Genomic DNA, 19,782 nt, shown 5'->3' with positions numbered 1-19,782 from the left:
GTCGAGTCACATGACGAGGTCTCTGATCTGGGCGACCTGCTTGTCGAGCGCCGAGGAGTCCAGACCCGCGCCGGACTCCTCGGAGGTGAAGAGGTTGACGCCCAGAGTGAAGCCGTTGGCCTCGTACCATGCCCGACGGCGGGTCCACGAGTCGCGGTAGTCGGGGCGGTCGAGCATGCCGAGGTGTTCCCAGACGATCGTGTCCCCGGCGAAGTCGACGAAGCTGAAGTCGGGCCGGACGACGCCTGGCTCGGCCGCGCCGTGCAGCTCCCGTTCGTAGCGGTAGTCGACGCCGGCGGCGTGCAGCAGGTTGGCGATGATCACCTCGCTCTTTGAGCGGACCAGCTCGCCGCGGACGGTTCGGTGGATGAGGTGTTCGGCGAACGGGACGCCCGCGTCCGTGCGGCGGATCCCTGCTGTGAACAGGTTGGTGTTGCGCCGCGCGGTCTCGCTGTGGTCGGGCCGGCTCAGCGCGTATAGCCCATCGGTGTTGGTGCCCTGCACGAGCAGGACCATCTTCTGCCGGGCCCGAGTGATGGCGGTGTAGAGCAGCTCGCGCGTGACTAGCCGGCTCTCGGCCGGCACCACGACAATGACCGCGCCGAACTCGCTTCCTTGTGCTTTGTGGATGGTCAGCGCATAGGCGAGCTCGAGGTCGACGCGTTCGGCGCTGGCCGGGACGAGTTTGAAGCTGACCTGGAGGCGCTCACGTTCGGCGAACGAGACGCTGAGCCAGCCGTTCTTCTCGCGGGCGACGAGGCCGACCTCACCGTTCGCGAGGTAGGGCCTGGTCTTCTGGCTCAGGCCGAAGTCGTATCCGTAGAACCACCCGTTACGTAGCAGCATGACTTTGTCGCGGGGGACGATCTCCTCAGGGCCGTAGCTGCGGCCTCCGGGCCGGCGAGCACGCCGGAGGTCAGCCGCCCGGAAGTGGCCCTGGAGGAAGCGGTTGAGCTCGAACGTGCCCCAGTCGCGCATCCGCACCGGGGAGAGCACCTGGAACCGTTCCGCGCCTGAGTGATCCGAGAAGGGCACCCAGCCTTCGGGTGTGAGCTTGAGCTCTCGTGCGTATCCCTCGGCGTCGTCAGGGTGCTTCATCCCCAGGGCGAGGGCCAGCTCGTCGAGCAGTTTGGTGTGTAGCTCCTCGGGCGTTTGCCAGAAGATCAGCTTGAGATCGGAGTCGTCCCCGCCGGCGCCCGGTTTGGTGGCGTCGGCCTCGGCGTTGGCGGCCAGCTCGCCCAGCACGCTGTCGCCGTCGACGGGCTGGGTGCCGGTGGTGAAGAGGGAGGCGAGCCGGAGGATGTCGGAGGGGCGGCCGCCTGTCGTGGTGCGAAGCTCGACGGTGAGCCGGCCGAGCGCCCCCGCGAGGGCGGCGTCTGCCGGGCCGCTGGCCTCGGCGGCCCGGTCGAGCTCCGCGACGAGGTCGGCGAACGGACGGCCGACACCGATCGGCGGCAGTTGGTGCGGGTCGCCGACCAGGATGATGCGCTGCACGTGGCCGAGGTCGAGCGCCTTGAGTACCGCGTAGAGCTGGTCCTCGGTGAGCATGGAGCATTCGTCGATGACGACCGTGCGTTCTTTGCGGTGAGCACCGTTGCCGGTGAAGAGCACGCGCTGCCGCTTGCCGTCGTAGAGCTTGAGCCCGTGGAGGAACTGCGCGATGTTCTGGGCGTGGGCGTTGGTCTTCTGCGCCAGCCTGACGGTCGCCTTGCCGGTGGGGGCGAGCAGGAGGACTTCGCCGGCGAGGAGCTTGGGCGAGGCGAGCAGGGCGCCGACCACGCTGGTCTTGCCCGTGCCGGCCCGGCCGACGAGCACGGCGAGTCGGCGGGTGGTGATGCGTTCGAGCGCCGCCGCCTGCTCCTTCAGTGCGTCCGCGTGGCGGGTGTTGGCCTCGTCGACGGTGCTGCCGCCATCCTGGATGGCCTGGACCAGTAGGTGATGCCAGTCTTCGCCGAGGCTGGGCAGTGGCTTCTCGGCACGGGCCCGGAGGAGCTTGGCGAGCCATCGCCCGCGGTCGGCAAGGCCAGCGAGCTGGAGGCAGCGGGGTGCGGCGCCGGCATCGATCAGGCGGAGCGAGGCACGGCCGTCATGCACGTGGCCGGTGACCCAGTCGGTGGAGATGGGCGGTGCCGGTGTGAGCCCCAGGCCCTGGACGGCCTCCAGTGCTTCGCCGACGGTGAGTAGAGCGTCTCCGTTGCCGGCCGCGTCGCCGAGCACGGTGACGAGGGCCGCCTCAAGTCGCCGGGGATCGGCGGGTGAGTCGACCCGGCTGGGCTGGGGCACCGGGGCCGCCCCGGCGACAGTCGGGTCGGGGAGCAGTCCCCTGTCCACTGTGGTCAGAGACACCGGCGAGTCCTCGGAGCCATCACCGAGGTCGAGTGTCGCGATCAGGTACGGGTTGGCCATGATGTCGAGATCGGAGACCGCGCGGAGGGCGCCGGCCGTGCGTTCCTCGGGCTCCAGCCAGCGTCGCGCGGCCTTGGTAGTGATCGCAAACCGGCTGAGCAGTTTGACGAAGTCGCGGCGCGGCTCTGGCATTGCGACCCAGGTCTGCCGTACGGCGGCGAGGTCCGCGGCGTACGTCGGGCCGGGTGCTGCCTGCCGGCCGCGGATCAGGGCGTCGAGCAGCGGCCAGGGATCCTGCGTGGAACGCAGGCTTCCATCGCGGCTCAGCTCCAGCAGGAGCGCGGTGGCCAGGCGAAGCCCCAGCGCCTCCAGAACGGCGCTGGCGCCGGGGAAGGCGCCGCGGTCCGCCCACGCCTCGGCGATCCGCGCGTTGATCCACTCCTCGCGCTCGGCCCACGGGCCGGGTGCCACGCCGTGACGGATGACGGCGCGCACGGCGATGAGCATGCGTTCGAGTACGGACAGCGTGACGTCGCTGGAGGCGACCTCGCTGCCGTAGGAGAACTTCATGATGTGGCCCGGTTCGGGTGCGACGGCGATCTCAGTGAGCAGCTCACGCCGGTGGGCGTCCAGCTCCGGGTCACCGGTCGGCTCGAGGTACGCGTGGTAGGGCAGCAACAGGCCGTCGGTGCCGGCAGGCCGGATGGAGTGGCTGATCAGGCGATCCCACATCGGATAGCTGGGGGCGCTGGCGGATGCGTCGTACTCCCTGATCCCGCCCATTTTGTCGATGTGGCCGATGCCCACGACCAACCGGTTGATGTGGTCACCGAGCGGGTGCCCCGACTTGGTGTAGAACATGACCAGCGACCGTTTCTCGGTGATCTGCCGGAAGCAGGCATCGACAAGCTCGCGCTGGCGGGGAGCGGGAAACACCCACGGCGATGGGAAGGGCGGCTCGACGTCGGGCGACAGCGGCTCGGGGAGGCCGTGCTCGATCTCGGCCGAGCGCTCGCGGAGCATCCACGCGAACGGCACCGCGAAGGTGGAGTACGGCGGCACCGTGACGTTTGTCGGCCTCAGATGCCCGTGGGTCTGCCTGGTCTTCGGCAGCTCGGCGTACGGATGCCTGAACTGCCGCACCCAGGGCGTCGGGTTCATGAAGGCGCCCGACTCCGCGGCGCACGGCGGGCGCTTGGTCAGGTCGATGTCGACAAACGCCTTGCCGGCTATGCCGTCCTCGTACGCATCCTGCCGCTCCTGCCGGATCCGGTCCAGGTCCAGGCAGTAGGGGTTGCCGGAGGGACGGCGGCACACGGTGCCGTTCCATGCGTTGTCGTGCCAGGCCACGCGTACGGTCAGATGCTGCACGATCACTTCCAGCGCTCAGCGAGGGATCGGGGTGGGCGGCGGTACGGACACCCGGGCCGAAACCGGGCGGCCCGCCAAGCGCACGATGTTAGTCCAGACTCGCACGACGCGAACCTCTTCGGAGCGCAAAGTGTCCGATCGACCCGCTACGGTGACCGTCATGGCTGCGGATAGTGTGCTGGCCGTTCCCGATGCGCGGGCGATCCGGGACGAGCTGCAACGGCTCGTGCTCGCTGACCTGCTCGGGCCACTTGGTGGACCGGAGGAGGAGTTTCGGGAGGACCCGCTCGATCGCTACATCGTTGGGCGGTTGGCGCCCAACGGCGTGGCAGTGGAGCCGGACACCCAGGACGATCTGGCCGAGGCCGCCACGCCGGACATCATCGAGGGCGCGGCCGACCCGAGCGCGCCCAACGTGCCGAGCCTGTCCCCGTCAGCCATCGGCTTCACCGCCAGCGTCGCCGGCGATGTCACGGCACTGCTGGTCACCGGTAAGTGGGCGCGCTACGAGCGGGTCATGTCCGAACAGGCGGAGCACGCCGGGAAGCGGGTGTGGCGCCGCCGGCAGCAGGGCGGCTCTGTCAAGGTCGCCCTTGTCGAGGGACTACTCGGCCCCGAAGCGGTCGATGAGGAGCAGCCGTCGGTCGTGGTCCGCGGGCGGGCTCGCCGGCTCGACGGGCAATGGCTAGTCTCGCTGTTCCTAGAAAATCGCCAGCCGGCGCCGCAACGGCGGGACGCCACACCGTGGATCTTCCAGGTCGAGCTCTCGGCCACCGGCGCCGAGGAGCCACCGGCATTCGTGCCCCGCCCGGAGCGGGTCTCGGGGGGCGACGCCTCCGACCAGGCCGAGCGCAGGCGGCTCGCGATGACGTACCGCTTCTACCCAGAGTTCGCGGTCGGACACGGCGCTGCGGTGAAAGCGGAGCGACTCGCCGGCGATCTGATGCGTGCGCACACGATCCGCACCCGGACCGTGCCGGAGCACGAACTGCCGTTCACCGATGTGCCGAGTGCGAAGGCGGACAAGGACCTGCCCGAGCTAGCCGACGTGGCGCTGGACATGAAACGGCTGGCCGACCTTTGCGACGGGTCGCCGGAAGCACTGACGGCCGCTCTGCTGCCGCTGGTCACCGGTTTCCGCGCCTGGATCGAGCGCGAGGAGACCAGCGCCGACGACGCCGCACGCCGCCTCGATGGCTATCAAAACGAGGTACGGGCGGCCATGGCGGACGCCCGGCGGGCAGCGGACCGGATCGAGGCCGGCATCGACCTACTGACTGCTGACGCGGATGCGCGGCGCGCGTTTGGGTTCGCCAACCGGGCCATGTACCTGCAACGCGTGCACAGCGTGGTGGCCGCTGTCAGGCGCGAGCAGCCAACCAAGCCACTGGCCGAGGCCGTTGCACAGGCCGACCACCCTGACAACCACCGATGGCGGCCGTTCCAGCTGGCGTTCGTGCTGCTCAACCTGCCGGCGCTGGCTGACCCACGGCATCCCGAGCGCAGCGAAGACCGCCGCAAGGCGATCGCCGACCTGCTGTGGTTTCCGACCGGTGGCGGCAAGACCGAGGCATACCTCGGGCTGACCGCGTTCACGGTTGGCGTGCGCCGGCTCCAGCCGGCCCTTGGCGGCCTGGACCCGAAGGCGGGCCTGGCGGTACTGATGCGCTACACCCTGCGGCTGCTGACGATCCAGCAGTTCGAACGGGCCGCCACGCTGATCTGCGCCGCCGAGACACTGCGCCGGGCCGACCCGCAGACCTGGGGCGAGACGCCGATGCGGATCGGGCTATGGGTCGGTGGCCGCGTTACTCCAAACCGGACGGGGGACGCCGAGGACTGGCTGGCACAACAGCGCCGCGGCCGGGGCATGGCCACCCGCGGGCAAGGCTCGCCGCACCAGCTGACCTCGTGCCCGTGGTGCGGCAGCCGGATCGAGGCGGGCCGCGACATCTCCGTCGAGCAGATCTACCTGCGTACGTTGGTGATCTGCCCGGAGGCTGACTGCCCGTTCAGCGAAACCGGCACCTTCCTGGCGCCAGCCGAGGAGAAGGGCCTGCCCGTGCTCGTGGTGGACGAGGAGATCTACCGCCACCCGCCGGCACTACTCATCGCCACCGTCGACAAGTTCGCCCAGCTCCCGTGGAAGGGCGAGACCGCAGCCCTGTTCGGCCGGGTCAGCAAGCGTTGCGAGCGGCACGGCTACCTCACCGAAGACATCGAACGCGCCAGCTGGGAGGCTCCCACCCACCGGTTGAAGGGCGGCGCCCCGCCGGCCAGGATCGTCGCCTGCACGCCACTGCGCCCGCCAGACTTGATCATTCAGGACGAGCTCCACCTGATCTCCGGGCCGCTCGGCTCGCTGGTCGGGCTGTACGAGACGGCGGTGGACCGGCTTAGTAGTTGGGAGCCGGAGCGGGGTCGCTGGTCACGGCCCAAGGTGATCGCCTCGACCGCCACGGTGCGGCGCGCGCCGCGGCAGATCGAGGCCCTGTTCAACCGGGGCACCGAGGTCTTCCCGCCACCTGGTCTGGACGCCTCGGACAGCTTCTTCGCGCGGCAGCGCACCGCAAACGAGCGCCCCGGTCGCCGGTACGTGGGCATCTGCGCGCACGGTATCCGCATCAAGTCCACTTTGATCCGGGTGTACGTGTCCGTGCTCGGCGCGGCCCAAAAGCTCCACGAGATGTACGGCCGCAACCCGGTCACCGACCCGTACATGACGCTGATCGGCTACTTCAACAGCCTGCGCGACCTCGGCGGCATGCGACGCCTCGTCGAAGACGACGTGTCCACCCGGCTTATCCGGGCCGACGAGCGCGGCCTGGCCCGCCGCTACGACCCGGAACTGAAAGAGCTGACCTCCCGCATGCCCTCGGACGCGATCCGGCCGCTGCTCGACCAGCTCGCTGTCCGGTTCGGCGCCGCCCGCGCCAAGGGGTCGGCACCGCCGATCGACGTGCTCCTGGCCACCAGCATGATCGCCGTCGGCGTTGACGTACCGCGCCTGGGCGTCATGGTGGTCGCCAACCAGCCCAAGTCGACAGCCGAGTACATCCAGGCGACCAGCCGGGTCGGCCGGGCCGCGCCAGGGCTCGTGTTCACCGTCTTCAACTGGGCACGCCCCCGCGACCTGTCGCACTACGAGCAGTTCGACCACTTCCACGCCAACGTCTACCGGCAGGTCGAGGCGCTGTCTCTCACCCCGTTCGCCGAAAGGGCGATCGACCGTGGCCTCACTGGCGTCCTCGTAGCACTGGTACGTGACCTGGAGTCCACGTACAACGGCAACCTACGGGCGCAGGAGTTCGACCGGCACGGCAAGCTCTCCGACCACGTCGTACGGTTCCTCAAACGGCGCAGCGACGTCGCCGCCGACAACGCGATCCGGCAGCGCGTCGAAGACGAACTGGAGGCACGACTGGACCTGTGGGCCCGCGAGCGCGCCGTCCCCTCCCGGCGGCTGGCGTACGACCGACCGTTCCGCAGCGACGACGTCGCCGGACTGCTGCACCGCCCGGAGGAAGGGCGCTGGCGGCAGATGACCAGCCCCACCTCGCTGCGCGACGTCGAACCCGGCATCCAACTACAACTGCTCGTCGACGGCGTCGCGGAAGACAACCCGCCACCGTTCGCACCGCGCGACCCGAACGCCTCGGCGGTGACGCCATGAACCAGCCACGCACCAACATGCGGGTCGGCGCACTGCGCCCAAACCAGCTCCTGCACACCTACGGCGTCGGCTCGGTCGCCGACCTGCCCAGCCTTTCCGTCATGACGCTCGGCCTGGATCACTGGGAACTTGCCCGCTCGCCGCTGGTCACCGAAGAGCGGCTGCTGTCCGCGATACGCGCCCGGCTCGGCCGGCAGGTACAGGCGCTCCGCCTGCCGCCCCACCTCCCCGAGACGTCCGACCCGTTCGCCGAGTGGGCCCGCGTCGGCGTACCCGTCGCGCTCTTTCCCACCTGGCTGCGCTGCTCCGACACCCGCTGCAACCGGCTCGCCCGCGCCGACGCCGGCTTCTTCGAGCTGCTGCCGCACGCGTACCTGCCCGACAAGGTGCGCTACGTGCACTCCTGCCGCGGACAAGGCGGCCGCCGACCCACTGCCGTCCCCGCCCGCTTCGTCATGGCCTGCGGCAACGGCCACCTCGACGACTTCCCCTGGGCCTACTTCGTCCACCGTGGCGCCGACCCCGGAGCCGGGCACTCCCTCCAGCTCTCCGAACGCGGCAGCACCGGCGAGACTATCAACATCTTCGTCTCCTGCGACCAATGCCAGATGCGCCGGCCGATGTCCGACGCCATCGGCATGCTCGCCGAGCAAAACCTGCCCGCCTGCCGCGGTCGGCACCCCCACCTCGGCACCTATGAGCCATGTGACGCCCCCGTTCGCACCATGGCGCTGGGTGCTACCAATAGCTGGTTCGCGATGCAGCTCCGCGTGTTCAGCCTCCCCCGCGCCGAACACCCCGTCGACCAAGCCGTCGCCGAATACTGGCCGACCCTCCAACTACTCGCCGGCCTGCCGGCCGACAACGCCAAGCTGCTGATGCCCACCCAGACCTGCTGGCCCGAACTCGAACCCTACGGCGTCGACCGGGTCTGGGAAGCCATCCAGCAACGGGCGCAAGCCGGCCCGGATGCCAGCCACGACGACAACGACGACCTCGACCTGCTCACCCCTGAATGGCGAGCGTTCACCGCCGACACCGGCACCGAACTGCCCGACTTCACCACACGGCCCGAACGCGTACCGCGAACCCACCGCGACTGGCTCGCCCGCGTCGTCCTCGTCCCCCGCCTCCGCGAAGTCGCCGCCCTCTACGGCTTCACCCGCATCGACGCGCCCGAATGGGATGTGCTCGACACCGCCGACCTACGCCGGGCTCCCCTATCCATCGACGACCCAACCTGGGTGCCCTGCGCCGAGATGCGCGGCGAAGGCATCTTCCTCCGCTTCGACGAAGACCGCATCACGGCCTGGGAACACCAACCCGACGTCAAGCAACGCGAGCAACTCCTCATCCGGGCACACGAGATGTGGCGGGCGCAGCGGCGTCTGCCACCCGGCAGATGGCCCGGCCTGCGATACCTGCTACTACACACCTTCTCCCACGTCCTCATCCGAGAGCTCGCCCTCGAATGCGGGTACAGCGCCGCCGGCATCGGCGAACGCATCTACGCCCGGCACGGCGAACCCAACACCGCCGGCGTCCTTCTCTACACAGCCGCACCCGACAGCGAAGGCACCCTCGGCGGGCTCGTCTCCCTCGGCCGCACCGACCGGCTAGGCCCACTCATCGAACGCGCCCTCGAAGCCGCCCGCCTATGCAGCTCCGACCCCCTCTGCGCCGAGCACGACCCCACCGTCCATGGCCGCCTGTCCGCCGCCGCCTGCCACGCTTGCCTCTTCGCCGCCGAAACCTCCTGCGAACGTGGCAACCACTACCTCGACCGCGCTCTGCTGGTCGACACCCTCGTCGACACCGGCCTCGGCTTCTTCTCCCGATGAGCCACGACGCGCTCGCCCTAGTGCTCGCCGACGTGGCCGCTGACCTACCGGTCAGCCATATCGAGGCGTGGGCCGCGGCGCTATCCACCGCGTCCAGGCCAACGCCTGCGGTCGAGGCCACCCTCATCGATACCCGGCCCGGCTACGCGGTCGCCACGAACGCACAACGGCTCGTCGACGCCTGGCGCTCCTACGCCCCAGACCTCGCCGGCGCCGGCGTCGCGCTCGCGCTCCGCGCCGCGGCCAACCTCCAGCAGCGGGCGGACGCAGACCGCACCGAACTGGTAATCAGCGGACCCACGAGCGCATCCGTTCCGGTCCGCCTGACCAGCTCAGTCGTCATCGAGGTGGTCCGAGCCGCCCGAGATTCTCTGCTGATCGTCAGCTTCGCCGCCTACGGCGTCGCCGACGTCGTCCGCGAGCTCGCGGACGCAGCCGCGCGGGACGTGCGCATCGACCTCGTACTCGAAGGAACCGCTGCCGACGGCGGCACCCTGCGCGGGAACGCCAGCGCTTCTGACGCCTTCGCCGCGCTGCGGGATCGCGCACGATTCTGGTACTGGCCGGCACAGCACCGCCCGGTAACCGGCAACTCGCGCGCTGCCCTCCATGCGAAGATCATTGCAGCGGACACCCGTGCCGCATTGATCAGTAGCGCCAACCTCACCGACCGGGCCCTGTCGCACAACCTCGAAGTTGGCGTCGTCCTACACGACCCCCACGTCGTCAAACGACTCGTCCAACACTTCCTAGCGCTGATGAGCCCACCGTTCGAGCAGCTGCAGCGCCTACAGTAATTGTGCGCGGGTGACTCGACATCCATGTGGCATCGACACCGATGCAGACCATGATGATCGACTTCGCCGCGAACGTCTGCGATGCGGGCCCTTGTGTGCCGATAGACTCGCGTGATGGCGAGCGCAGCTGCCAGAAGATCGCGAAGGCGAACCCCGTCGGCCGCCCCTGACCGATGCGAGGTGTGCGACCGGCAGACAGACCCGACGCGCCTCCAACCGCGCTCGAACCGGTTGAAGCGCGGGCGGAAGATCATCCTTGTATGCGCACAGTGTCTGTGCCAGCACGGCCATGCGTTGCCCGAACCGACCGAAGAGGCCTTGATCGAATACCTTCATCAGACTGGACAGCGGCATTGGGACCCGAGTCTATCGGCGGTGCTTCGATCCGTACGTCAGGTGACGCCGCGTGCACCGTCGGCGCCATCGATTTCCCGTGTCACCTCAGGCGGCTTGCCGGGCCTCGGAAAGCGGAGGTAGGAGCTGGCTGCAGATGTGCCCACCGGCAAGCGTCTGTCAGGCAACCGACAATTGGTCGACCCGACCGATGAACCCAGAAACACGTCCGTTCATCGACGCTACCGGATCAGAGGCTTGACCCACCTACACAGAGCGGTAACCTCCAGTTGAGAGGTTCGTTACTCACCGCGAGCGAGATCCAAGTAGGGGTACCGGGCGACTGTCAGACCCATCCCTTACCGTTGACGCGTCCAACCAGGATCCACCCGCCACCTGGGAAGGCGAGCAGAATGACGGCAGTAGCGCACGACCACAACATCAAACCTGAGACTTGGCGTCCCACGAAGCAGGAGTGGGACCAATTCGTGCAGCGCAGCCTCGACGAGCTCGGCATCACCTACGACGAACTGGCCCGGCAAGCTCGCGAGCGTGACTTCCAGTCCGCCGATGCGCTTGCCCTCTGGATGACCATCGGGTGAGCGGCAAGAGCAACCCGCGTGCCGTCGCAGAGACGTTCGCGTCGGACCTCATGACGCTGCTGAACAAGACGGTGTGCGACGACGCCTACGTCGGCGTGGTGGAACGCCCCGACGCGACTGTCGCGTTTGGCACCGGCATGTGGCCAGGAAAGCCCGCCCAGGACGTACGGATGCGGACCGTCGGCACGTGCCCCTGCTGGCTACGGATTGCCGGTCACCTGTTCCTTGACTCCGACGCATACCTGACCGTCGCGAAGTCTGCCTACGTGGTTTCAGCTGGCAACCCGGCCACGGAGCTATTCCACTACGACTATGAACGCGACAAGGCTGACTACCCGGACGCGCACATGCAGGTGTTGGCCGGCAGCGCGGCGTGGGACGAACTGCTGATCGCCTCGGGCAAAAAAGAGGGCAGCCTCAGCAAGCTACATCTTCCCGTCGGCGGCAAGCGGTACCGGCCAGCCCTGGAGGACATCCTGGAGTCGCTGATCGCGGAAGAAATCCTTGATCCGAAGCCCGGATGGGAGCGGATCTTGGAGGAGACTCGCGCCGAGTTTCGCCGCCGACAGTTGCGCGCCGCTATCCGCCGAGACCCGGACACCGCAGTCGCCGCCCTGCGCAATCGCGGATACACCGTCATTGAGCCGGACCGCAGCGCGGACGTGTTGGAGTTCAAGCCGCCGCAGCGGAAGTGGCTCGGCAAGGGCCGCAAGAAGCGGTAGCGAAGGTCACGACCTGTCGAGACGACCACCGAGGCGGGCCCGGTAACCAGGCATGACTGCTGGTGCGGTCCGCTGAGGCTGCGTCCACGGTCAAATGACGGTCAAATGATCTTCAGGCCAGGCCCCAAGATCAGGAACCTGGCCTGTGACCCGCGGCGGAAGTGTGGGCGATACTGGGATCGAACCAGTGACCTCTTCGGTGTGAACGAAGCGCTCTCCCGCTGAGCTAATCGCCCTCAGCGCGGACCGAACTCTACCCGATGCGACGCCACCGCCGCATCTTCGGGGGTCAGTGCGTCGCGATGTAGTTCAGGAAGCTCGTCACCAGATCGATGCCGAGGCTGAACCGCACCGTGAGCCACACCACCGCCCCAACGAAGATCATCCCGACCAGGCCGATCAGGAGGCGTACCGGCCAGGACTGCCGGGTGATCCAGCTGGTCCACTTCCTGAGGTTGCGGCGGGTGAATTGGAGCAGCTTGCGGGCCCAGGAGTACTCGATGGCCCAGATGCCGATGCCGCCGAGCACGATGAGCCAGCCGGGGCCGGGCAGCGGGATGAGTGCCGCGCCGAGCGCCACGACGAGGAGGCCGGCGATGGCGACGAAGACCTTCAGCGCGATCCTGCCGGTTGGGTTGGCGCGGATGACCTCCAGGGTCAGGCGGACGCGCTCGCGCCAACGCGGGCGCTCGGGTGGCTGCCCGTTAGGCGCGGACACACTCGAAGGCGCAGCCACCGGGCCGCCGTCGTCGGGCGACGACGCCGATACCGCGCCCATTGCGGCCTGGTTTGTGACCATTTCACTCCCACGGTCTCACGCGGCCCGTCACTCATCGGGACGACTGGACGTTACCGGAGTGAGTCGACGTCTGAACCACACCCGACGCCGGTCGGAACCGATCATCGAATTGGAACCGGACACTTTATATGAAAGCGGTTCAATATACCGGTGATTCGAGGCCGTCTTCCCACTAGTGGGTGAGATCAGCGTATGGCGGAGCGTAATCAGGAGTATCCACTGAGTATGGGAATCGCGGGGCACGTACGTCCCGCAGCGGTGCCGGGGGGAGAACGTCCATGAGTGTCATCCGACCGACGACCGTAGAGGTCGAGACGTCGCTGCGGCTCGTCGCACCGGACGCGACCGCGCTGCCAGTACGGGCCAGCCTGCGCTACGACCCGACCGACCCGTACGCCGTCCATGTGCTCTTCCACGCGGAGTCCGCGGGAGGCGAGGCGGTGAGCTGGTCCTTCGCTCGCGAGTTGCTGGTCACGGGACTGGATGAGCCCGCCGGCATCGGCGACGTGCGCGTGTGGCCGTGGGCCACGCCGCGCGGCGACTTCGTCGCGTTGGCGCTCTCGTCGCCGGACGGCAACGCGCTGTTCGAGGTGCCGCGCAGCGTGCTCGTGCGCTTCCTGCGGCGCACGTACGTCGTGGTGCCGCGCGGCAGGGAGACCGACCACCTCGATGTGGACGCCGCGGTCATCCGCCTGCTGGCCGGCCGCTGAAAAGGCGATAGCACGCTAAATAGACCCTTGTAACATCATTAACACGTGCCTTACCGTTGGGTAACTTAGCCGCGGTGGCGCCACCTCGGAAACCTCGCCGGACCCGGCCGTCCTCCGGGTCCGGCCAATCCCCCGCGAGGTTCCCATGGCGCTCACCCGACGGCTGCTCACCCCTGCGATCCTCATCCTGACCCTGGTCGCGGCCGCGCCTCCGACACGGGCGGACGCGAGCCCCACCACCAGCTTCACCGCCGTCGACATCGCGTCGCACGACGGCACGGTCCTCAAAGCGAACGTCATCGCGCCCACGGCCGCCGGTCCGCACCCGGCCATCGTCTTCATCTCGAGCTGGGGGCTCAACGACGCCGAGTACCTCGCCCAGGCGCGCGCCTTCGCCCAGGCGGGTTATGTGGTGGTCTCGTACACGGCGCGCGGCTTCTGGAGCTCCGGTGGGCGGATCGAGACGGCCGGTCCCGCCGATATCGCGGACGTCTCCGCGGTCATCGACTGGCTCGACGCGCACACAGCCGCGGACCCGTCGCGGATCGGCGTGGGCGGCGTGTCGTACGGCGCCGGGATCGGGCTCATCGCGTCCGGGCACGACCGGCGCATCCGGGCGGTCGCGGCGCTGTCCGGCTGGACCGACCTGATCGAGTCCCTGTACGCCGACGAAACGCGTCACCAGCAGGCGGTATGGCTGCTCAAGCTGACCGCCGAGTTGCTCGGCCAGCCCAGCGACGAGTTCGACCGGATCGTCGACGACTACTTCGCCAGGCGGAACATCCCGACTCTGCTCGCCTGGGGCGCGGTGCGCTCGGCGCAGACGTACCTGGACGGCATCCGCGCCAACCGGCCCGCGATCCTGCTGGCCAACGCGTACGGCGACAGCGTCTTCGGGCCCAACCAGCTCGTCGACTTCTTCGGGGCGCTCACCGGCCCGAAGCGGCTGGAACTGTCGCCCGGCGACCACGCCATCCCCGAACTGGCCGGCCTCGCCGGTCTGCCCAACCATGTGTGGACAAGCGCGCGACAGTGGTTCGACGAGTACCTGACGGGTGCCGACACGGGGATCGCGGACGCTCCGGTCGTCCTGCGAGTACGCGGAACCACGGCGACCGAGACGTACCGGAACTGGGCCGACGTGACGGGCTCGATCGCCCGATACCACCTCGGCGGAGCGCCCTGGTACGACCCCACCGGGCCGCTGAGCGCGACGGCGTCGACGGGGTGGACCGAGTCGTTCCACGCATATGGCGACACGGTGGCCGGCGCGGGCGTCGTGCTGCTGTCGAACGGGCTGGAGGCGCTCACCGGCAACCCGCCGTCGGCGTGGCTGCCCGCCGTCGACCGCAGCCGCGGCGCCGTCTGGGAGACCGATCCGCTGCCGCGGGGCGCGGCGGTGCGGGGCATCACGCGCCTGCACCTCACCGTGCGGCCGGGCGCCACGACCGGCACCGTCGTCGCCTACCTGTACGACGTGGACGCCCTCGGCGTGGGAAGGCTGGTCGCGCACGCCCCGGCCACATGGACGTCGGGCGGTACTCAGGCGATCGACCTGGCCCTGCCGGCGACGGCGTGGGACGTGCCGGCCGGCCACCGCCTCTCGCTCGTCGTCGACACCGAAGACGGGCTGTACCTCGACGAGAACGCGTTCGGCGCCGCGGTAACCGTGACCGGACCGAGCTGGATCGATGTCCCACTGCGTTGAGGTGTCAGAAAAAGGGCTCGTGACGTGCGAGATCAGCCCGTGGCGGTTACGGTCTTCGTGATGGTCGCTTTCGGTCAACCCGTTGGCCGCGCGCTGGAGACCGCATGCGCGCCCGGGCAGGCCGGGATAGGCACCCTCACACTTAGTGAGCTCTCCGCAGACGGAGCGTCGATTCTCGACCATCACGCGCTGGTTCTGGTCACGACCGGTCACGGCACCTACGAGATCGATTTCGTGACCTACCCCTGCCGGCCTGGCACGCTGCTGTGGGCCCGGCCAGGGCAAGCGGTGCGCCTGGGTGGCCAGCCAGGACTGGACGCGACGCTCGTGTGCTGGCAGCCGGGCATCCTCGCGCCGCTGCACCCGCAGGCCGCCACCCTCGACAGCCCGCTCGGCCCGACGCATTGGCACCTCGCCGGCGAAAACGAGGACGCGGTCATCAACGAGGTCAGCCAGCTCGTCGTCGACTGCGAGCGGCATCGTGCCGGCGACGAGCCCGCCATACCCGCCGTCCTGTTGCGCCACCAACTGGCCGTGCTGCTGCTCCGGATCGGACTGCTGGACGGCACGGGGGAACGGCCGGCGGAGAGCGAGGCGGAGACGTTCCGCCGGTTCCAGGAGGAGTTGGAGCGCGGGTACGCCCGCACCCGCCGCGTCGAGGACTACGCCGCCGACCTCGGCTGCTGCGTGCGCACCCTGACCCGGGCCAGCCTGGCCGCGACCGGGCGCAGCGCCAAGCAGATCATCGACGACCGGGTGGCGCTGGAGGCCAAGCGGCTCCTCGCCGGCACCGACCTTCCGGTGGCCGAGGTGGGACGGCGGTTGGGCTTCGCAGAGCCGACCAACTTCGGCCGGTTCTTCCAGCGCGAGGTCGGCAACAGCCCGGGCGGGTTCCGCATCGAGACGGCACGCGACGCCGCGACGGTGCCCTCGCCGCGCCGGCCACGGGAACCCCTCGACCACATGCCCAGCCCATTGACGGCATGATGGAGGAGTGCAGATCTCCGCGCGCGGAGACTACGCGGTGCGCGCCGCGCTGAGCCTGGCGTCCGCCCACCCGTCGTTGATGTCCGCGCAAGCCATCGCCGCCGAGCAAGACATGCCCCGCAAGTTCCTCGAGGCGGTCCTCGCCGACCTTCGCCGTGCCGGCATCGTCCGCGCGCAGCGCGGCGCCGAGGGCGGTTACACGTTGTCCGCGCCGCCGCGTGACATCACCATCGGATCAATCTTGCGCGCCGTCGATGGTCCATTGGCGGGGGTACGCGGGCTGCGTCCCGAAGAGACGAGGTACGACGGGGCGGCGGAAAACCTGCCCCGGCTCTGGGTGGCGGTGCGCGCGGCGGTGCGCGAGGTCGTCGACGAGGTGAGCCTCGCCGAGCTGGTGAGCGGCAAGATGCCCGCCCACGTTCGCAAGCTGACGACCCGCCCCGACGCCTGGGAGCCTCGCTAGCGACTTGGTGCGATCACGACGTCGCCGGAGAGGCGGCCGCGCTCGGGATCTCGGGTCACCGCTCCGGATTGCAACAAGGCGGTGAGCACGCGCACTGCGTCGGCCGATCGGTACACCGTGTCGGTGAGCGTGAACCGGCGCAGGTCGGTGACCGTGCACGCGCCGCCGGTGCGCAGGTGGGCCAGCAGCTCTCGCCGCAGCGGTCCGGGGTGCGGGTTGAGCGAGATGTCGAGCAGGTGCCCCTCCGGGTCGCGCGGGTCGCGATAGCGCACCCCCGCGTACTCGTCGACCGCCCAGAGCGCGTTCTTGAAGGCTTCGAGGCTCTTGCCGGCCGTCGTGCCGAACGTGACGAGCCGAGCTGACCCGTTGTCTACCAACTCCACCCGGGTGGCCAACGGAAATGGCGGGTCGGGCGGCTGGCCGGTACCAGAGACGAGAAGGACCTCGGCGGGGCGTGCCGTGGCGGCGGTGGCTATCGCCCGCGGGCCTGGGTCTTCGAGGTGTGCGAGCAGCGGTGCGCCGGTGGCGCCCGCCGCCTTCAGCGCGACAGCGAGCCGGTCGTCAGGGTCGCCCGCCACGGCGTGCACGCTCAATTCCGCAGGTGTGCCGAGCTCCGCCTGCACCGCGTCGAGGCGGCGCGCCGCGTCGGCGGGATCTGGCGCTATGAGCAGCATGGCGAGGCGCCGCCCGCGCAATCGGTCGGAGAACTCCGCGAACACCCGCAGCGCCGCCTCGGCGGCATCGACGTCGACCGCCCCGGACCAGCCCTGCGCGAAGGTTGCCCCCCGCGCACCGTGCAGCGCCACCGGCGCCCAGGCGTCGAGGTATCGGACGAGCAGTTCCCTGACGACGCCTGCGATCGCGGTGGACATACCTTAGTTTCTACCGCGACACGCCAACCCCGCCGGCCGTCTGCGCCCCGTAGCGCTGCTTCTCCTTGGCCAGGTCGAGCGGCCCGATGCGTTTGCGGGCGTCGATGGCGGCCTGATCGAGCAGGTCAGCGGGGATGAGCCACACGACCTCGAACTCCAGCCCGTCGGGGTCCTTGCCGTAGAGGCTCTTGGTGGTGCCGTGGTCGGAGGTGCCGACGAGGGCGCCCGCCTCGGACAGCCGGACCGCGACCCGCTCCAGCTCGTCGAGGGTGTCGACCTCCCAGGCGAGGTGATAGAGGCCGACGGTGGTGCGGCCGGCGCCGGAGGGTCCGGCGTTGGGGCCGAGCTCGAAGAGGCCGAGGTCGTGGTCGTTGGTGGAGTCCGGCGCCTGCATGAAGGCGGCGCCCCGGAAGCCGTCCGGGGTCATGGCAATCTGGCGGAAACCCAGGACGTCGCTGTAGAACGCGACGCTGCGGTGGAGGTCGCGCACGAAAAGTACGGCATGGTTGAGTCTGTGAACACCCATGGTTACGACGGTAGCGCGGTAGTTGAGCCCTCAACAACTTGGGTAGGCTGGGTGCTGTGACCCGGTGGCTGAACGCAGACGAGCAGCGCACCTGGCGAGCGTTTCTACACAGCTCGCGCGCGCTCTTCGACACCCTGGACCGCGAGCTCCAGCGCGACGCCCAGATGCCCCACGCGTATTACGAGATCCTCGTGCGCCTCTCCGAGGCGCCTGAGCGCACCATGCGCATGAGCGAGCTGGCCGAGGCCACCTCGTCGTCCCGCAGCCGGCTGTCGCACGCCGTCGCGCGGCTGGAGGAGTCCGGCTGGGTGCGGCGCAAGGATTGCCCCACAGATCGCCGGGGGCAGCTCGCGGTCCTCACCGAGTATGGCTTCGAGGTACTGGTGGCAGCCGCCCCGGGGCACGTCGAGGGGGTGCGATCGCACCTGTTCGACCAGCTCACACCGCAACAGGTGGCCAATCTGCGTGAGATCAGCGAGGCGCTCCTAGGTCATCTCGACCCGGAGAGGCCCTTGTACTGATCGTGTCTGGTCCAGCACCATGAGGCACGTGTCAGCAGTACTGGGTGAATTGACCGCCAGGGCCTACAGCCTCGTCGAGATCGGCGACCTGCCCTCCGCCCAGCTACTGCTCGCCGACGCTCTGGCGCACGTCGACACCGATCCCCGGCACGCCTCCGCAACCCTGGCCGACGCGGCCGGCCTGCACTCGCGGGTGCTGATCCGGCTGGGCGAGCCGCACTCGGCGCGCGGATGGGCCCAGTTCGCGTACGTGGCGGCCAACCGGCTGTACGGGCCTGGGCACGAGCAGACAATCCAGGCCGCGGCGACGCTCGCCACCGTGCTCCAGCGGCTCAACCACTTCAGCGAGTCGTCCCACCTGTACGCCGAGGTGATCGAAGGGCTGACCGCGCTGCAAGGCCCCGAGTCCCGGCAGGTACTGGCCGCACACGCCGACCTGGCCACCGTCGAGTACGCCCGGGGTGACTGCGACACCGCCCGCGCCCGGATCGCCGAGGCGTGGGACATGACCCGCGAGGCGTACGGCGACGCAGACCCCGCCGGGATCAAGATGCTCGCCCGGCTCGGTGCGATGGAGCGAGACTGCGGCAAGTTCACCGAGGCGCACCAGCACCTGGCGCACGCGCGAGAGCTGTGCCGGCAGTACCTGCCACCGGAGCACCCGATGGCGGCGCAGGTGGCGACCCTGTCCCGGGCTCCCGCCAACCCCGACCACCTGTGCAACGGCCACGCCCTCCCCGCGGCTCCAGCACGCCACGCGGCCTCAAATGACGCTCCCCCGCCCGAGCCCGCTCCAGAACCCGTCGCGCACGAGGACCCCGTCCCGCCCGAAGTGGCCGAGTCGTGGTGGCCGCCGACAGACGACGGCAGCGACCCGCCGCCAAACCTGCCCGTCCCGGTCGGCCACCGCGAGCCGCCCGCCAGGCGGCGTGGCCCGGCACCACTCGTACTGGCCGCCCTGATCGCGGCGGCGCTCGGCGCGGTCGCAGTGATCATCGGGCTGTCTGCGGTGGACCAGCAGCCGGACCGCGACCCCGACACCGGCCCGGTGGCCGCACCCAGCGCCTCAGCCTCCAGCACCCCGGCACCCTCCTCGGCCCCTCCGACACCGTCGCCGACGCCCAGCCCCGCCCGGCCCGGCACCCCGCCAACAAGCGTGAAGCTCGTCGACAACCGCAACAGCATCACGCTGAGCTGGACGTACCCGGCAGGCGCCAAGGCACCGGTGCGCCTCGCGGGCGCACCGGAAGGGCAGCAGCAGCGCTCGTTCCAGGACCTGCCAGCGGGCTCCAGCAGCTACGTCGTGCACGGGCTGGCCCAGGACACCGACTTCTGCTTCACCGTCTCGGTCGTGTACTCAACCAGGGTCGTAGGCCGCGCTCCCGTCGTCTGCACCGCCCGCGCCCGCTAGGGCCCTGTCCTGTCGAAATGATCGACAGGACAGGGCCCTAGGAGGCTCCTGAATAACCCCGTTTCGGGGGTGCGGGTTTCGGGTGGTGGTGATGGGGAGG

The 19,782-nt window shown here is 69.5% G+C and carries 15 protein-coding genes and 1 tRNA gene; 11 read left to right on the top strand and 5 right to left on the bottom strand.

Going from position 1 to position 19,782, the window contains the following annotated elements:
* Positions 1-6 precede the first annotated feature (6 nt).
* Complete coding sequence (locus V6V89_RS34715; protein WP_334623814.1) at positions 7-3,717, bottom strand: AAA family ATPase; 3,711 nt, start codon at positions 3,715-3,717, stop codon at positions 7-9.
* Between the two features lie 160 nt (positions 3,718-3,877).
* Here V6V89_RS34715 and drmA point away from each other — a divergent pair, with 160 nt between their 5' ends.
* From drmA to V6V89_RS34690, 5 genes are all read left to right on the top strand, one after another.
* Entirely contained in the window at positions 3,878-7,390 is a 3,513-nt protein-coding gene (gene drmA / locus V6V89_RS34710; protein WP_334623813.1) for a DISARM system helicase DrmA, read from the top strand.
* Positions 7,387-9,231: a DUF1998 domain-containing protein gene (locus V6V89_RS34705; RefSeq protein WP_334623812.1), complete on the top strand. Its 1,845-nt coding sequence runs from the start codon at positions 7,387-7,389 to the stop codon at positions 9,229-9,231. Before drmA ends, V6V89_RS34705 begins: the two co-directional genes overlap by 4 nt.
* The gene (gene drmC / locus V6V89_RS34700) at positions 9,228-10,028 is read left to right on the top strand and encodes a DISARM system phospholipase D-like protein DrmC (protein ID WP_334623811.1); all 801 of its coding nucleotides are present in this window, start codon (positions 9,228-9,230) and stop codon (positions 10,026-10,028) included. The genes V6V89_RS34705 and drmC overlap by 4 nt, the downstream gene beginning before the upstream one ends.
* Before the next feature lie 746 nt (positions 10,029-10,774).
* Entirely contained in the window at positions 10,775-10,963 is a 189-nt protein-coding gene (locus V6V89_RS34695; protein WP_334623810.1) for a hypothetical protein, read from the top strand.
* Between the two features lie 50 nt (positions 10,964-11,013).
* Entirely contained in the window at positions 11,014-11,685 is a 672-nt protein-coding gene (locus V6V89_RS34690; protein WP_334623809.1) for a hypothetical protein, read from the top strand.
* A gap of 164 nt (positions 11,686-11,849) precedes the next feature.
* Here the strand turns inward: V6V89_RS34690 and V6V89_RS34685 are convergent.
* Positions 11,850-11,921: transfer RNA gene (locus V6V89_RS34685), tRNA-Val, on the bottom strand.
* 53 nt (positions 11,922-11,974) lie between these two features.
* Positions 11,975-12,463: a TIGR02611 family protein gene (locus V6V89_RS34680; protein ID WP_442935283.1), complete on the bottom strand. Its 489-nt coding sequence runs from the start codon at positions 12,461-12,463 to the stop codon at positions 11,975-11,977.
* A 299-nt stretch (positions 12,464-12,762) separates the two neighbouring features.
* Here V6V89_RS34680 and V6V89_RS34675 point away from each other — a divergent pair, with 299 nt between their 5' ends.
* The 4 genes from V6V89_RS34675 to V6V89_RS34660 all read left to right on the top strand — a co-directional run bounded on the left by V6V89_RS34675 (position 12,763) and on the right by V6V89_RS34660 (position 16,352).
* Positions 12,763-13,194 (top strand): SsgA family sporulation/cell division regulator, encoded by a 432-nt coding sequence (locus tag V6V89_RS34675; RefSeq protein WP_334623807.1) that lies wholly within the window; start codon positions 12,763-12,765, stop codon positions 13,192-13,194.
* Positions 13,195-13,339: 145 nt separating this feature from the next.
* On the top strand, positions 13,340-14,902 hold the full coding sequence (locus tag V6V89_RS34670) for a S15 peptidase family protein (RefSeq protein ID WP_334623806.1): 1,563 nt from the start codon (positions 13,340-13,342) through the stop codon (positions 14,900-14,902).
* Positions 14,903-14,962: 60 nt separating this feature from the next.
* Positions 14,963-15,889: a helix-turn-helix domain-containing protein gene (locus V6V89_RS34665; RefSeq protein ID WP_334623805.1), complete on the top strand. Its 927-nt coding sequence runs from the start codon at positions 14,963-14,965 to the stop codon at positions 15,887-15,889.
* 7 nt (positions 15,890-15,896) lie between these two features.
* Complete coding sequence (locus V6V89_RS34660; protein WP_334623804.1) at positions 15,897-16,352, top strand: RrF2 family transcriptional regulator; 456 nt, start codon at positions 15,897-15,899, stop codon at positions 16,350-16,352.
* Here V6V89_RS34660 and V6V89_RS34655 read toward each other — a convergent pair.
* Both V6V89_RS34655 and V6V89_RS34650 read right to left on the bottom strand, forming a co-directional pair.
* The gene (locus V6V89_RS34655) at positions 16,349-17,224 is read right to left on the bottom strand and encodes a hypothetical protein (protein WP_334623803.1); all 876 of its coding nucleotides are present in this window, start codon (positions 17,222-17,224) and stop codon (positions 16,349-16,351) included. The genes V6V89_RS34660 and V6V89_RS34655 overlap by 4 nt on opposite strands.
* 10 nt (positions 17,225-17,234) lie before the next feature.
* Positions 17,235-17,750 (bottom strand): VOC family protein, encoded by a 516-nt coding sequence (locus tag V6V89_RS34650; protein WP_334623802.1) that lies wholly within the window; start codon positions 17,748-17,750, stop codon positions 17,235-17,237.
* A gap of 47 nt (positions 17,751-17,797) precedes the next feature.
* Here V6V89_RS34650 and V6V89_RS34645 point away from each other — a divergent pair, with 47 nt between their 5' ends.
* Both V6V89_RS34645 and V6V89_RS34640 read left to right on the top strand, forming a co-directional pair.
* Positions 17,798-18,271: a MarR family winged helix-turn-helix transcriptional regulator gene (locus V6V89_RS34645; protein WP_334623823.1), complete on the top strand. Its 474-nt coding sequence runs from the start codon at positions 17,798-17,800 to the stop codon at positions 18,269-18,271.
* A gap of 28 nt (positions 18,272-18,299) precedes the next feature.
* Positions 18,300-19,682: a tetratricopeptide repeat protein gene (locus tag V6V89_RS34640; protein ID WP_334623800.1), complete on the top strand. Its 1,383-nt coding sequence runs from the start codon at positions 18,300-18,302 to the stop codon at positions 19,680-19,682.
* Positions 19,683-19,782 lie beyond the last annotated feature (100 nt).

The sequence above is a fragment of the Micromonospora sp. CPCC 206061 genome (assembly GCF_036906915.1).
Lineage (GTDB): Bacteria > Actinomycetota > Actinomycetes > Mycobacteriales > Micromonosporaceae > Phytohabitans.
Note: the sequence above shows the minus strand (reverse complement) of the source record. Positions and strands in the feature narration are given on the sequence as shown.